The 13723-nt window shown below is 54.8% G+C and carries 10 protein-coding genes; 4 read left to right on the top strand and 6 right to left on the bottom strand.

What is annotated here, in order from left to right; genetic code table 11:
- The first annotated feature begins 141 nt into the window (after window positions 1-141).
- The gene (locus KO216_RS06385) at window positions 142-2511 is read left to right on the top strand and encodes a DNA gyrase/topoisomerase IV subunit A (protein ID WP_251452086.1); all 2370 of its coding nucleotides are present in this window, start codon (window positions 142-144) and stop codon (window positions 2509-2511) included.
- 53 nt (window positions 2512-2564) lie between these two features.
- Here the strand turns inward: KO216_RS06385 and KO216_RS06390 are convergent, their stop codons facing one another.
- Genes KO216_RS06390 through KO216_RS06400 form a run of 3 tightly spaced genes read right to left on the bottom strand, consistent with a single transcriptional unit; the run spans window position 2565 to window position 6824 of the window.
- Window positions 2565-3569 carry a GNAT family N-acetyltransferase gene (locus tag KO216_RS06390; RefSeq protein ID WP_215523417.1) on the bottom strand — a complete coding sequence of 335 codons (1005 nt, stop codon included), beginning with the start codon at window positions 3567-3569 and terminating at the stop codon, window positions 2565-2567.
- On the bottom strand, window positions 3569-4657 hold the full coding sequence (locus tag KO216_RS06395; protein ID WP_215523418.1) for a GNAT family N-acetyltransferase: 1089 nt from the start codon (window positions 4655-4657) through the stop codon (window positions 3569-3571). The genes KO216_RS06390 and KO216_RS06395 overlap by 1 nt, the downstream gene beginning before the upstream one ends.
- A gap of 40 nt (window positions 4658-4697) precedes the next feature.
- Window positions 4698-6824: a DNA gyrase/topoisomerase IV subunit B gene (locus KO216_RS06400; protein WP_215523419.1), complete on the bottom strand. Its 2127-nt coding sequence runs from the start codon at window positions 6822-6824 to the stop codon at window positions 4698-4700.
- Between the two features lie 208 nt (window positions 6825-7032).
- Between KO216_RS06400 and KO216_RS06405 the strand changes: the two genes are divergently transcribed.
- Complete coding sequence (locus KO216_RS06405; protein WP_215523420.1) at window positions 7033-9150, top strand: hypothetical protein; 2118 nt, start codon at window positions 7033-7035, stop codon at window positions 9148-9150.
- A gap of 66 nt (window positions 9151-9216) precedes the next feature.
- Here the strand turns inward: KO216_RS06405 and KO216_RS06410 are convergent, their stop codons facing one another.
- Both KO216_RS06410 and KO216_RS06415 read right to left on the bottom strand, forming a co-directional pair.
- Window positions 9217-9450, bottom strand: a complete 234-nt coding sequence (locus KO216_RS06410) for a DUF7455 domain-containing protein (protein WP_215523421.1) — start codon at window positions 9448-9450, stop codon at window positions 9217-9219.
- Between the two features lie 126 nt (window positions 9451-9576).
- The gene (locus tag KO216_RS06415; protein WP_251451939.1) at window positions 9577-11478 is read right to left on the bottom strand and encodes an RNA polymerase sigma factor; all 1902 of its coding nucleotides are present in this window, start codon (window positions 11476-11478) and stop codon (window positions 9577-9579) included.
- Here KO216_RS06415 and KO216_RS06420 point away from each other — a divergent pair.
- A complete protein-coding gene (locus KO216_RS06420) occupies window positions 11456-12145 on the top strand; it encodes a hypothetical protein (protein ID WP_309547287.1) in 690 nt (229 codons plus the stop codon). The genes KO216_RS06415 and KO216_RS06420 overlap by 23 nt on opposite strands.
- Before the next feature lie 152 nt (window positions 12146-12297).
- Window positions 12298-13368, top strand: coding sequence for a polyprenyl synthetase family protein (locus KO216_RS06425; RefSeq protein WP_215523423.1), 1071 nt, complete (start codon window positions 12298-12300; stop codon window positions 13366-13368).
- A 10-nt stretch (window positions 13369-13378) separates the two neighbouring features.
- Here the strand turns inward: KO216_RS06425 and KO216_RS06430 are convergent, their stop codons facing one another.
- Complete coding sequence (locus tag KO216_RS06430) at window positions 13379-13720, bottom strand: Rv2175c family DNA-binding protein (RefSeq protein ID WP_215523424.1); 342 nt, start codon at window positions 13718-13720, stop codon at window positions 13379-13381.
- Window positions 13721-13723: the final 3 nt, after the last annotated feature.

Genomic DNA, 13723 nt, shown 5'->3' on the forward strand with positions numbered 1-13723 from the left:
GAACTCGACCAGCCAGAGGCCAAGAAACAAAGTCTTAAGGCCGCGACTACTACTCCGGTGAAGCCCAAGCCGAAGAAAGCTACCCCTTCGGAAAGTCAGACACCTCAAGAACACATCACCCATATCGATGTGTCCGAGGAAATGCGTACTTCCTTCCTGGAATACGCCTATTCGGTGATTTATGCGCGCGCCCTGCCAGATGCCCGGGATGGGCTAAAGCCGGTACAGCGGCGCATCGTCTATATGATGAGCGAAATGGGGTTATGGCCGAACAAAGGGCACGTAAAAAGCTCCCGGGTGGTGGGGGAAGTTATGGGTAAGCTCCACCCCCACGGCGATAGCGCCATCTATGACGCGATTGTGCGCCTGGCACAAGACTTTAACCTGCGGATGCCGCTGGTGGATGGGCACGGAAACTTTGGTTCCTTAGATGACGGCCCGGCGGCGGCGCGCTATACGGAAGTGCGGATGGCGCCGACCGCGCAAGATATGGTGTCCAATCTAGATGAGGACGTCGTAGATTTTGTTCCCAACTACGATAACCAGTTCATGCAACCGGCGGTGCTCCCGGCAGCTTTCCCGAACCTGCTAGTAAATGGCGCCAATGGGATTGCAGTCGGAATGGCCACCTACATTCCCCCTCACAACTTGGGGGAAACCGTGGCCGGCGCGATTCATCTGCTAGAAAATCCCGAGGCAACTACCGAAGATTTAATGCGTTTTATTCCCGGTCCCGACCTGCCAGGCGGCGGAATCATTGTGGGGCTGGACGGTGTACGCCAAGCCTACGAAACCGGGAGGGGAATTTTCCGCACTCGCGCCAAGACCTCGATTGAGCGAGTTACTGCCCGCAAGATGGGGATTGTGGTCACCGAACTGCCTTATATGATCGGTCCAGAAAAAGTCATTGAAAAAATCAAAGATGGAGTGCAAAAGGGCAGGATAAAAGGTATTTCTGCGGTCACTAACTTAACTGACCGCGACCACGATATGCGCCTAGTTATCGAAGTTAAATCCGGGTTCAACCCCGAGGCGGTGCGCGCCGCCCTCTTTAAGCACACCCCGATGGAGGATTCTTTCGGGATTAACGCGGTAGCTTTGGTCGATGGGCAGCCGCGCACTTTGGGGCTAAAAGAAATGCTGCAAGTGTTCCTCGATCACCGCATGGAGATTGTGATGCGCCGCAGCCAGTACCGCCTGCGTAAACGGCAAGAACGGCTGCATTTAGTGCAAGGGCTGCTAGTCGCAGTCCTCGATATTGATGACGTTATTCAGATTATTCGCGCCTCCGAGGATGCTGCTCAAGCAAAAGCCCGCTTAATGGAGGCTTTCGACTTAGATGATGTGCAGTCTGAACATATCTTGTCCCTGCAACTGCGCAGGTTAACTAAGTTTTCTCGCCTGGAATTAGAGGCGGAGCGTGACCGCTTGACCGAAGAAATCGCCGAGCTGGAAGCGTTGATTGCCTCCCGAGAAAAACGGCAAGAGCTGGTGGTGAGTGAGCTGCGGGAAGTAGCCCAAAAACGTTCGGATCCGCGGCGAACGGTGCTGCTGGCAGAAGAGGGCGCCGCCCAGTTAGCCGCCGAGCAAGACGCACCTCTAGAGATTCCCGATGAGCCTGCCACGGTGGTTTTAGGGGCAGGCGGCCTGGTGGCGCGTTTTTCTGGACACGAACCTTTTGCTACTGACGGTCAACGCGAGCCCTGGGATGCAATTATTGCTACAGCCCAAACTACCGCTCGCGGCCAGGTGGGCGCGATTAGCTCCCTGGGAACTTTATATAAACTTACTGCCCTGGAAGTACCAGCTTTGGTACGGTCAGCAGCAGCTCCTTCACTGCGGGGTACGCCTCCGATTTCACGGCTGCTCAGCCTGGAGGAAGGCGAAGAAATAGTGGGGCTGGTTCCCCTGGATGAAGAAGGACCGACTTGGTGGGCGGCCACGGCTGCTGGGGTTATTAAACGGATCCGGCCGCAGGTGTTGGCTACCCAGGATTCTTATTCCATAATCGGTCTAGACAGCGGTGACCAGGTGGTGGCAGCTGGCAGTGGAGGCGATGACGGTGCTTTCGTGCTGATTTCTTCGGCAGCGCAACTGCTGCGCACCCCGGCAGATAAAGTACGCCCCCAAGGACGCTCTGGCCAGGGCATTTCCGGAATGAAACTGGCAGAGGGCGACCAAGTAATCGCTGCCGCTTTGGTTAGTGAAGACGACCTAGAATCTTCCCTAGTGGCAACAGTTGCCGGAATTTCTTCTTCGGGCCCCGGTAGCGGGCAAACCAGTGCGAAGGTCACTCCTTTGCCACAGTATCCCCAAAAGGGACGCGCCGGACAAGGGGTGCGCTGCCAGCGTTTCTTGAAGGGTGAAAGCCGCCTGTCTTTGGCGGCCATCACCGCTACCCCGCCGCGCGCCCTCAGCAAAGACGGAACCCCGCTGTCGTTACCGGCGCAAACTGACAAGCGGGACGCTTCTGGTAGCGGGCTGAAGCGACAAATCTATTTCTTGGGTTAAGGGGCTATCGCTTTCTTGGGGCAAGTTAGTTGGGCAATAGGCAAGTAAAGTCCCTAGTTGAGGGAGTTATTGTCCGTTTCAGATGCGGGAGTTTCAATCGCGTACTGGGTAGAGGTTCCGATGACTTTAAATCCGGCCTCCAAGAATAGACGCCGGGTGAAAGCATCAGCAGCCTCCGGCAAGAGAGCTCCAGTAGTAGCGAACCCCCGATTCTTAAACGCTTTCAATACCGACGCGATTAAAGATTGCAAGATGGCGGCATTTTCCCATCCCGGCAGTAACCCCAGCAGATCAATATAGCCTTGACGATTCCCCACCGCCTTCCAGTCTTGGCGATAGATGGAAGACAGCGCGAAACCGGCAATCTGGGAGCGATCAGTGGTTTTATCTAGCGCCACAAAAGAACAATCTGGAGTGAAAGCTCCTCGGCGAGTAGCCCAATCTTCCGCGCTGTAACCCGGCCCCGGATTTCGGTCTTGCAGGATCCGGTTTAAAGTATGACGCAACATTTCATCTAGTTCCTGATTCCAAGCCACAATCTGGAACGGATAAGGCAGTTCCGGCAGCTTTATAGGCTCGGTCAAATCCCGGGAAACATCCACGAAAGAAGCAGTTTGCTGATATCCGGCCTCTAGGAGCAACGCAGACAGGTCAGGGGCAATATCTTCCACATAGAATAGGGCGCGTCCGGGGCGCGAATGATCGAGGAGGGCGCGCGCCTGATCCCGCTGCCAAGCTATCGATGCGCGTCCTAAACCTTGGCCGCGATAGCGCGGATCTACCCCACCCTCGCAGACCACTTCGTTTACCAGTAGCCGCGGACGCACCTGCGCATAGGCGACCAGGTTGTTTTCCTGGCCGAAGGCACCGATGGTACGCCACCGTGAGGGTGCCGCAAAAAACTCTTCTACCTCAGAAATCGCTGTCCTAAAGGGAGGATTGTCGAATTCTTCAATCCGATGGATCAGGCTCCCCATTTCCGGTACGTTATCGGGACCGAGATTGCGCCAATCATATTTTCCGGTGCTCTTCGGCAGCGACCATTCCTGCCCGCTCATCACAGCTCCACCGTATAAATCATGCGCGCCCCCGCCAGTTTGAAGCCGCAGGCGGCACACACCCCAGAGAGGTCACCCAGGGTCGGGTAGTTATCTTCGGCGAATACCTGTTTATATCCTGAGTGTGCGCAGGCCGTGAGCACCCGGGAAAGTACCTGTTTTAATACCGCGAAATCTGCGCCGTGGTTATCGGCATTTTGGCGGTCATCACCGAAAATATCTACCGCCACTGTGGGAATTATTTCTTCGGATGCACCCTCAGATTCTAGGCAACTGCTTTGGCAAAGATCCCGGTAAACCACCAGACAATAAGCAAGCACGCGACCAGAATTCATAGAAACAGCTGCAAAGGACAAATCGGGAGCCAGATTCGATAAAACTCGCCCCCACCAGCGGGAAGCATCCCCCTTATCGGCATATAGGCGCGCGGAGTTAGCTACGTGCAAAGCTTTTATTTCTTCCCAGTGATCGGGGGAAAGCCGGCGGGCAGAAATGATCCGCACATCTTTCGTAGGGAACTTTTCTTCTAAGGAGGCTAGCACAGCCGGGTCTAAGCGGTGCGAAAAAACTTTTATGGTGCGTTGAGCAGAGAATCCAGCAGCCGCATAGAGCATTCGCCGATCCCCGGCGCGCTCGTCTACTACATTGCGGATTTGGGCGGGCCGATCATAATCCTCGCCGTAGTAACCCAACATTAGTTCCCGAGCACGCACATCTTGCCAAGCCAACAGGGCGCGACCTATTCCCCGTCCTCGCCAATGCTCGGCGGTAACTGCAAACAGATCGGCGCGGGCATAGCTTTTTTCGTCCGGCTGTAAAGTGACCGACCCGAAAGCCGCCAAGTTGCCGCGCGAATCTAGTCCAATCAGACAGTCTTGCAGTTCCGGGCGGCTCAGCGCCTGGGTTAACCGACTAATCTCGCCCTCGGAAGTAGGACGTGCCGGATGGGAATTCTTCTCAGTTAAATGGATTAGTTCCCGAATTTTCCAAGAATCAGTTTCGCGCGAGGGACGCCAATATAACCCCAGATGAACCGGGGGTACCGGGGCAGCTGGTAGGCTCCCTAACCGTTCGCGCAAAGTTGACATACTTTTATCTTACTGGCGCGCAAGCAGCAAACCGAAACCGTTAAGCATCTATTTGTTCGGCTGCCAGTTGGTCTGCGCCGGCCACGATGAATTCCCGGCGGGGCGCCACCGTGGATCCCATTAGCAGCTCGAAAATGTTTTCGGCTTGCGCCAACGCGGCTTCATCGGCGAAAGTGATTTGCCGCAGGGTGCGTTTTCCGCGTTGCATGGTGGTTTCTGCAAGCTGAGAGGCATCCATCTCGCCCAGACCTTTATAGCGCTGGATAGGTTCTTTATATTTGCGTCCACTCTTGGCGAGGGCGTGCAGGCGCTGATGCAGCTCATCCTCGGAATAGGTATAGATAATTTCTTTCTTTTTCCGCCCTTGAGCTGGGATTTCGATCCGATGCAGCGGGGGTACTGCCGCGTAGACTCTCCCGGCAGCAATCAGGGGGCGCATATAACGGAAGAATAGGGTGAGCAGCAGGGTGCGAATATGGGCTCCATCCACATCGGCATCGGTCATCATAATGACTTTGCCGTACCTGGCAGAATCCAGGTCGAAGCTGCGACCAGAACCTGCCCCGATTACCTGGATAATCGCTGCGCATTCGGCGTTGGATAGCATATCGGAGGTGGAGGCTTTTTGGGTGTTGAGGATTTTTCCGCGAATCGGCAGCAGGGCCTGGAAATCCGCTGATCGTGCCTGTTTGGCGGTACCTAGCGCCGAGTCGCCCTCTACGATAAACAGTTCACAGTCCTCAACTTTATTGGAGCGACAATCCGCTAGTTTTGCCGGTAGTGAGGAGGTTTCGAGGGCGTTTTTACGTCGGGAAATCTCTTTTTGATGCCGCGCACTCACTCGCGCCCGCATCTCCCCTACTACTTTCTCCATCAGGGCAAACACTTGCTGCTTGTCGTCGCGTTTGGAGGAAGAGAACTTCTTTTCCAGCCACTGGGTGACTGCGCTAGATACTGCCTGGCGCACTTGGGGGGTACCTAAAACTTCCTTGGTTTGCCCCTCGAACTGGGGTTCAGGCAACCGCACGGTCACTACCGCGGTCAGCCCCGCCATCACGTCCTCTTTTTCGATTCGGATCTTGGCTTCTTTTTGGGTGAGTTTCAGGCGCTTCGATTTCTTATTTTTATCAATCTGGCTGCGCAATACCCGCACCAGCGCGTTTTCGAATCCCATAATGTGGGTGCCGCCCATGGGGGTGGCCACGATGTTCACGAAAGAACGCTCAACCGTGTCATAGCCGTTGCCCCAGCGCATCGCAATATCAATATCGCAGGTGCGTTCGACTTCGACCGGGCGCAAATGTCCGCTTTTTTGGTCTAACTGTTGAATAGTTTCACTGTAGGTGCGCTGGTCGCGGATACACCAGGTGTCGATAATCGCCTGATCGGGGGCGAGGAAATCGACGAAATCTTCGGTTCCGCCCTCGGCCTTGAAAGATTCCTCTAGGGGTTCTTCGGGGCGTTCATCGCGGCAAACGATGGTTAAACCCGGCACTAGGAAAGCGGTTTGGCGCGCGCGTTCCAGCAGGTGTTCCCACGAGAATCCGGTGGAGGCGGTTTTGGGGAAAATCTGGAAATCTGCCCAAAAACGCACCCGGGTTCCGGTCTTTTTCTTGGGGGCTTTCCCTATTACTTTCAGTTTGGATTCTTTAGTGAATGGCTTGAACGGCGAGGTAGGGGTGCGGGATTCGGTGTCGTCAAACTCGCCGGGCTCTCCACGCAGGAAAGACATTTGATAGGTTTTCCCGCCTCGATCTACCTGCACATCTAGGCGGGCAGAGAGGGCGTTTACTACCGAGGCACCTACCCCATGTAGGCCGCCCGCTGCCCCATAGGAGCCGGTGCCGAACTTTCCGCCCGCATGCAGCTTGGTATAGACGACCTCCACCCCGGATAGCCCTACCCCGGGGACTTTATCTACGGGGATGCCGCGGCCATTATCGGACACCGATACCGAATGGTCATCGCCGATAGTGACCTCGATCTGGTCACAGTACCCTTCCAGGGCTTCATCTACCGAGTTGTCGATGATTTCCCACAGGCAGTGCATCAGCCCGCGGTGATCGGTGGAGCCGATATACATACCGGGACGCTTGCGAACTGCGTCAAGTCCTTCTAGTACCGACAGGTGCCGGGCGGTGTAGTCCGATTTCGTCTTTGTAGCCACCTCTCTAGTTTAGAGGGTGGCGCTTTTAGGGTTGCTAGCGGCTTTCCGAGGGCGCGCTTTTGTGAGGGACTTCCCGTCCGTTTGGGGGCAACTTTCTATGCTTTTAGAGTGTTGGTTTTACCTCCAGCGGAATAAATATATGAGTTAATAAAGGTAAAGAAAGTGCCTAAGTGACTGACTTTAGCTAGTCCAGGAAGAAGGAATCGCCTTGAAACGCGTAGCAAAGATGCTAATCGGTACGCTATTAGCTGTATTCGCGCTAACAATACCGGCCGCACCCGCAAATGCAGCCAACGACTATCTGCTTGATATGTCTATAGATGAGGATTTAGAAGTTCATGCATCTATCAACATTCCGTTGCCGGATGACCCCCTGAGTTTTCTGGGGGGCAGTTTAAATTGTGGGTTGCTAAAAGCATCGACTGAGCTTTTCCCCGGAGGAGTCAGCGATCTGAGTAACTTCAAAGTTGAAAGCTGTGACCAGCAAGGGAAAAACATCTCTTTGGAAGTTTCGGGGCAGGCAAGAGAGGGCGACCACAGCGCTAGCGGCTGGAAAATTACCAAGGATGAAATTACCTTGTCCGTTCCTCCCAACATTGGTGCGGCATCAGATGCAAACGAGAGTAATATCGGCGGAATCCGGATTACCTTCCCCGGAAAAGTTAAAAGTGTACAACCCAATATTGGATCCACTTCTGGCAATAGTTGGTCAGTAGATAATCCTAGCGAAATAGACGAAACAGTAACTATTACTGCTGACCGTCATGGCTCCAACTTGGGGTTGATTCTGGGAATCACCATCCCAATAGTCCTAATAGTTGTAGCGGCGATTGCGGCGGTGGTAGTGATAAGAAACCGCAAGAATAAGCAAGCTTCTACTCAGTCTATGCCAGGATATGGCGCCTATCCCCCGCCGCCTGTGCCCGGAAACTCCCCAAACCCTGTCCATCCGCAGGTACCGAGGCATCCGGCTTCAGTCGCTCCGGGGATACAGGAAACAGCGCCTTCTAAGCCTGGAGGTATACCGGTTACACCTGGAGCCTCTGGGATTCCTGCGGGGCAACCACCAAGGCCTGGAGTTTCGGAAACACCTGATGGGCAGCCACCTCTGTCTCAGGCTCATTCTCCCCTACCTAATCCGGGTGACAGATCTGGATTTGAGCCTGCTGTCTCCGCAGATGTGGGTACCCCGACCGGGCAGCCTTTTATGCCCGATATTCCTCAACCCTCTGTGTCTAAGGATTTGGTAATGCCCGGGGAGCAGCCGCACGTTCCTGGCTCTCCACAAATATCGGCTGAGCCATCTCCTAAGAACGAAACTGCGGAAGCACCGAGCGAACATCCGCCCCGGGCTCAAGCTGAGGGGTTGCCCGAGAATCAGCCGTCTACTTCGGACGCTGGCAGAATGTCTCCAGAGCAGCCGCCTGCTCCTGGCACTGCTCAGCCTCCTATGCCCCCAGTTTCTCCTCAAAATGGATATCCTCCCCAGTACGGTTACTTCCCAGCTCCACCAGCTATGCCCGGATACCCCGCCCGACCCCCAATGCCGGGTTATCCGGCGTCAGCTGCTCCGGGAATGCAGGAAGCAGCGCCTTATATGCCTGGAGGCAAACCGGCAGCACCTGGAGCCTCTGGGATTCCCGCGGGGCAACCCTCCATGCCAGGTAGTGCTACATCCCCGATTTCAGGCGCGCCGTCTCAAGGTGGATATCCGCCCGGATACGGCTACTTCCCAGCTCCACCCGTTATGCCCGGTAACCCCGTCCAACCTCCCATGCCGGGCTATCCGCCATCAGGTACACCTGGTGCGCCGGGAGCTGCGCCCTATCCCCCGAATATTCCTCCGCAAGGACAAGCGGGAGCGCCCGTGCCAGGTGGCTACTATCCCTATCAGTATCCTTATCCCTATCCGCCCGCTAATCCTCAAGGCTCGCAAGCTGGATACCCGATGCCACCTCAAGGCTACGGAACGCCTGCCCCAGGATTCCAACCTCCTGCAACTCCCCCACAATCAGGAGAACCAGGAAATCCGGGAGAATCGGGACAAACTGCCGAATCCCATAGCGGACAACATGCATCCCACTCGCCGCAGCCTGGACAGTCCGGGCAACCCGCGAAATCCCCCGAACCCGCACAATCGAAAGAAACAGGAGAACCGGGAAATTCGAACGACTCGGAACAAGAGCTCCCCTCTAGCAAGCCCAGGCACGCAGCCGAGCCAGCGCAAGCTGACCTGACAGTTCTAAAGACAGATTCTCCCGAGGCGATAGCACCCAAGCATTCGAGTCCAGCCGACCAAGCAGAGCAACCTGGACAGACAAACTAATAGGGAAAAGTTAAAACTCCGGGTTTAGCCCAGTTCAAAGGCAAATAGCTAGATGGCGTCTCCAGCTTAACGGGCGCGGGACAGCGAAGTTAACGGGGCGTTTTGGGCTTCCTCGAAATGCAGCTGCTCGGTGTTATCCACGATTTCGGCACCACTTTCCCGCAAAGCCGGCACTAGGGCGTGGGCGTGATGGGCGCAGAAAAACAGATTGCCGGCCTCCAGGCGGGCAAGAACCCACGCCTGCGCTCCGCAGGTATCGCAACGATCAGTCGCATCAAAAACATAGGTTTGCTCACTCATGTCCTCATTGTCTACTGCGTACGAGCGGAAGTCACGCCACGGATCGAGCTTTCGCGCCTGGCAGAACTAAACCGCCGTCCTTGCCAGTAGCAAGGACGGCGGAAAGTTAAAAGTGTGACGCCGCTCCTAATCCAGGTAGTCGCGCAACACCTGACTGCGCGAGGGGTGACGCAACTTCGACATAGTTTTGGATTCAATCTGGCGGATACGTTCACGGGTAACCCCATAAACTTTCCCGATCTCGTCCAAAGTTTTCGCCTGACCGTCACCCAAACCGAAACGCATCGACACTACCCCGGCTTCCCGCTCGGACAGGGTGTCGAGGACGCTACGTAACTGTTCTTGCAACAAAGTGAAGCTGACTGCATCGGCTGGTACCACCGCCTCGGAGTCTTCGATCAGATCCCCAAATTCGCTGTCGCCGTCCTCGCCCAGAGGGGTATGCAAAGAAATCGGTTCCCGACCGTACTTTTGCACTTCCACCACTTTTTCAGGCGTCATATCCAGTTCTTTAGCTAGCTCCTCGGGAGTAGGTTCGCGCCCCAAATCCTGCAGCATCTGCCGCTGTACCCGTGCAAGCTTATTGATTACCTCGACCATGTGGACGGGAATTCGGATAGTGCGCGCCTGATCAGCCATCGCGCGGGTAATCGCCTGCCGAATCCACCAGGTTGCATAGGTAGAGAACTTATATCCCTTGCTGTAGTCGAATTTTTCAACTGCACGAATCAGACCCAGGTTACCTTCTTGAATCAGATCCAAGAACAACATTCCCCGACCGGTGTAGCGTTTCGCCAGTGACACCACCAAACGCAAGTTGGCTTCTAGCAGGTGATTCTTTGCGTGTTGACCATCAATCGCCAAAGAATGTAGATCCCGACGCATCTTAGAAGTCAGGTTTTCCGATTCAGTTTCCAGCTTGTGCTGCGCATAAAGACCTGCCTCAATGCGCCGTGCCAAATCTACCTCTTCTGCGGCGTTTAGCAGCGCAACTTTCCCGATCTGTTTCAGGTAGTCCTTAACCGGATCTGCAGTCGCTCCTGCAACCGTGACTCGTTGCGCAGGTTCATCGGTTTCATCAGAATCAGAAACGGTGAAGGCATTGCCTTTCTTTTGCCCCTTAGCATTAGCTTTTGCCTGGGCAATCGCCTTACTTAAGCCTTCAGCGGCAGTGGCGGGAGCAGCTTCTTCCTCTTCTTCCTCATCTTCTTCGGGTTCGCGATCTTCACCATGCTTTTCGTCATCTTCATCTTCGTCGCTATCGTCGAGCTCCGATTCGATGTCAATTTCTTCTTCGCTGCTTAAATCCTCGTCACCAGGTTCAACCGTATCTTCATCTACCTCGGCATCTTTTACCGTGAGCTCTTGCTCTTCATCCTGAAGAGTGCTCTCAATTTCCTTTTCTTTTGCGCTAGTTTTCTTGGTGGCAGTCTTCGCCGTGCTCTTCGCACCGGTCTTGGTGGCAGCAGTCTTCTTAGTTGCCGACTTCTTGGCTGTTGCTTTCGTCTTGGTTTCTTCAGCCTTCGCCGAAGCCTTTGCCGGAGCTTTCGCAGCGGTCTTGGCGGTACTGGCTTTTTTAGCCGCGGTAGTTTTCTTCGCTGCGGCGGTCGTCTTAGTTGCCGCCGGTTTAGAGGTCGCGGTCTTCGAAGTAGCCTTAGAAGCAGCCTTAGTGGTGGTGCTAGCTTTAGCCGCACTGGTCTTCTTTGCCGCAGCGGAGGTCTTCTTTGCTGCCGGCTTAGAAGCTGCAGTCTTTGCCGGAGCCTTCGCAGCAGTCTTGGCGACACTGGCTTTTTTAGCCGCGGTAGTTTTCTTCGCTGCAGTGGTCTTGCTGGCTGCGGCGGTCTTTTTCGCAGTCGTGGTCTTCTTAGTTGCCGCCGTTTTCGAGGCAGCAGTCTTCGCTTTAGCTGCGCTAGTAGTCTTCGCAGCAGCGGAGGTCTTCTTTGCTGCCGGCTTAGAGGCCGTAGCCTTCTTGCTGGTAGCAGCCTTTTTCGCCGTAGTAGTTTTCTTGGCTGCCGGTTTGGAGGACACAGTCTTCGCTGTGCCCTCAGTAGTCTTTGCCAGAGCTTTCGCAGCGGTCTTGGCGGTACTGGCTTTTTTAGTCGCGGTCGTCTTTTTCACCGCGGCGGTCTTACTGGCTACAGCGGTCTTCTTAGCCGTAGTAGTCTTCTTTGCTGCCGGCTTAGAGGCTGCAGTCTTAGCTGATGCCTTCGAAGTAGCGGTCTTGGCAGTACCGGCTTTTTTAGCCGCGGTGGTCTTGCTGGCTGCAGTGGTCTTTTTCGCAGCAGTAGTAGTTTTCTTAGCTGTAGCGCTCGTTTTGCTGGCTGCAGTAGTCTTTTTTGCGGTAGCAGTCTTCTTTGTTGCCGGTTTGGACGCCGCCTTCTTGGTGGCAGCAGTCTTCCTAGCCGTCGATTTGCTCGATGACTCCGAAGCCTTAGTTTTCGCTGCACTAGTAGTTTTTTTAGCGGTCGCGGTTTTGCTGGCAGCAGCAGTCTTTTTCGCCGTAGTATTCTTCTTAGCCGAGGCTGTAGTCTTCGCCGTGCTCTTCGCACCGGTCTTGGCGGCAGTAGTCTTCTTTGCCGCAGTCTTGGTGGCGGGTTTTTTCGCCGCGCTCTTAGCGGTCTTAGCAGCAGTCGTTTTCCGAGTGCTGGCGGTGGCACTAGCTTTCGAGGAAGTTTTCGCGCTAGATTCAGATTGAGCAGGTTTAGTAGTCACAGCGACCTTTCCTGATTCCTAAACGTTTTCATAGAGAATGCTCAACAATTATAATTCAATACCACACTTTCTAGCACATATCCAGGGAAGTTTCGCGGCCAGAGTAGAACACGCAGGGAAAGGAAGTAGCAGCTAATGCCCACTGAACAGGAGTTTTCCACCCAGATTGACGAACTATTACCGAAGGCGTGGCAGAGCGGGCTGCAGCCTTGGCGCGACCTCGAGGGAGTGGAAGAATTATTTCAAGTGGGACTGGCAGCACTTTCCGGAGGTAAACGCACCCGCGCTCGCCTCGCCCATACCGGCTGGGCCGCGATCAGCGGTAACCATTCCCGCCCTCCCAAGCAGGTTTTTGACCTGGGAGTGGCCCTAGAGATTTACCAAGCCAGCGCCCTCGTCCACGATGACATTATTGATAACTCTCCCCTCCGACGGGGAAAAGATGCAGCTCATATTAGTTTCGCGAAACAGCATCTCAGCGAGAAACGCCAAGGCAATTCGCAAGAATATGGCAGTTTTGCCGCGATTTTACTGGGAGATTTACTGCTGGCGGTAGCCGATCAATGTGCTTTCGCGGTCACCTCTGCTTGCAAAGACGCTAATGCTTTTTTCGCCAACTGGACCGAGATGACCCGGGAAGTGGCCGCCGGTCAGTACCTGGACTTGCGGCTCGAAACTGATGAACTTGATCCCGCTGTAGCGCGAGAGCGAATTTTAACGGTGGTTCGCCACAAGTCAGGGCGTTATTCGGTTGCGCATCCGCTAACCTTGGGGGCGCGCCTAGCTGGTGCCAGCCCCACCCAACTGAAAACCCTTTTCACCATCGGGGAATACTGGGGAGTCGCCTTTCAGCTTTGCGATGATGAACTCGGAGTGTTCGGTGACCCCAGCCAGACTGGAAAGCCTGCAGGCGGTGACTTAACCGAAGGGAAGAAAACCGCATTGTGGTCTCTAGCGGAACAGATGCTTAGCGATTCCGCGCGGCAGGGGTTGCATTACGTGTTTGGCAACCGGGCAGCTACTGCCGGACAGATTTCGGCGGTAACTGAAGCCTTAACTGTGCAAGGGGTAAAAAGCCGACACCGCGAACTAATCGCAGAATATGCCGCTAAAGGTGATGCCCTAGTAACAAGCGGTGATTTTGATAGTGCTGGCCGCCAGGCACTGCTTAAGCTCGGACGGGCGCTGGTTGAGCGCGAATCCTAAAATATTTTGCTTAAAGAGCCTGCATGGCTGCCACTGAATTAACTTTGGTGTGGCTTCCGGCGCGCAATAAATCCAGCGGGCGCTGCTCGTCTAATAACGGTTGGGCAGAAAGCACCCACTCGGTTGCCTCTTGAACGCTAAAACCCCCATCTATCAGGGTTAGCATGGTGCCGGGCAGACGCTCAATCAAAGTCCAGCCCTGTGGGGTTTCCAGTAGGCTATCCGCTACGATCTGCAGTTTTCCCTGTTCATCAGGTAAGGCCAAAAGGCGATGTTCTTTTAGGAGGCGGTGGGTACGAGTAACTTTTACCCCGAGGCGCTCGGCGACTTCCGCGAAACTGATCATATCCATGTT

The organism is Varibaculum prostatecancerukia, from assembly GCF_943169825.2.
Lineage (GTDB): Bacteria > Actinomycetota > Actinomycetes > Actinomycetales > Actinomycetaceae > Varibaculum > Varibaculum prostatecancerukia.

Bases quoted from the DNA above. Each gene is read 5' to 3' on its own strand.
- KO216_RS06385 (WP_251452086.1), top strand. From the start codon at position 142: ATGCGTACTTCCTTCCTGGAATACGCCTATTCGGTGATTTATGCGCGC.
- KO216_RS06390 (WP_215523417.1), bottom strand. From the start codon at position 3,569: ATGAGCGGGCAGGAATGGTCGCTGCCGAAGAGCACCGGAAAATATGAT.
- KO216_RS06430 (WP_215523424.1), bottom strand. From the start codon at position 13,720: ATGGATATGATCAGTTTCGCGGAAGTCGCCGAGCGCCTCGGGGTAAAA.
- KO216_RS06425 (WP_215523423.1), top strand. From the start codon at position 12,298: ATGCCCACTGAACAGGAGTTTTCCACCCAGATTGACGAACTATTACCG.
- KO216_RS06410 (WP_215523421.1), bottom strand. From the start codon at position 9,450: ATGAGTGAGCAAACCTATGTTTTTGATGCGACTGATCGTTGCGATACC.
- KO216_RS06395 (WP_215523418.1), bottom strand. From the start codon at position 4,657: ATGTCAACTTTGCGCGAACGGTTAGGGAGCCTACCAGCTGCCCCGGTA.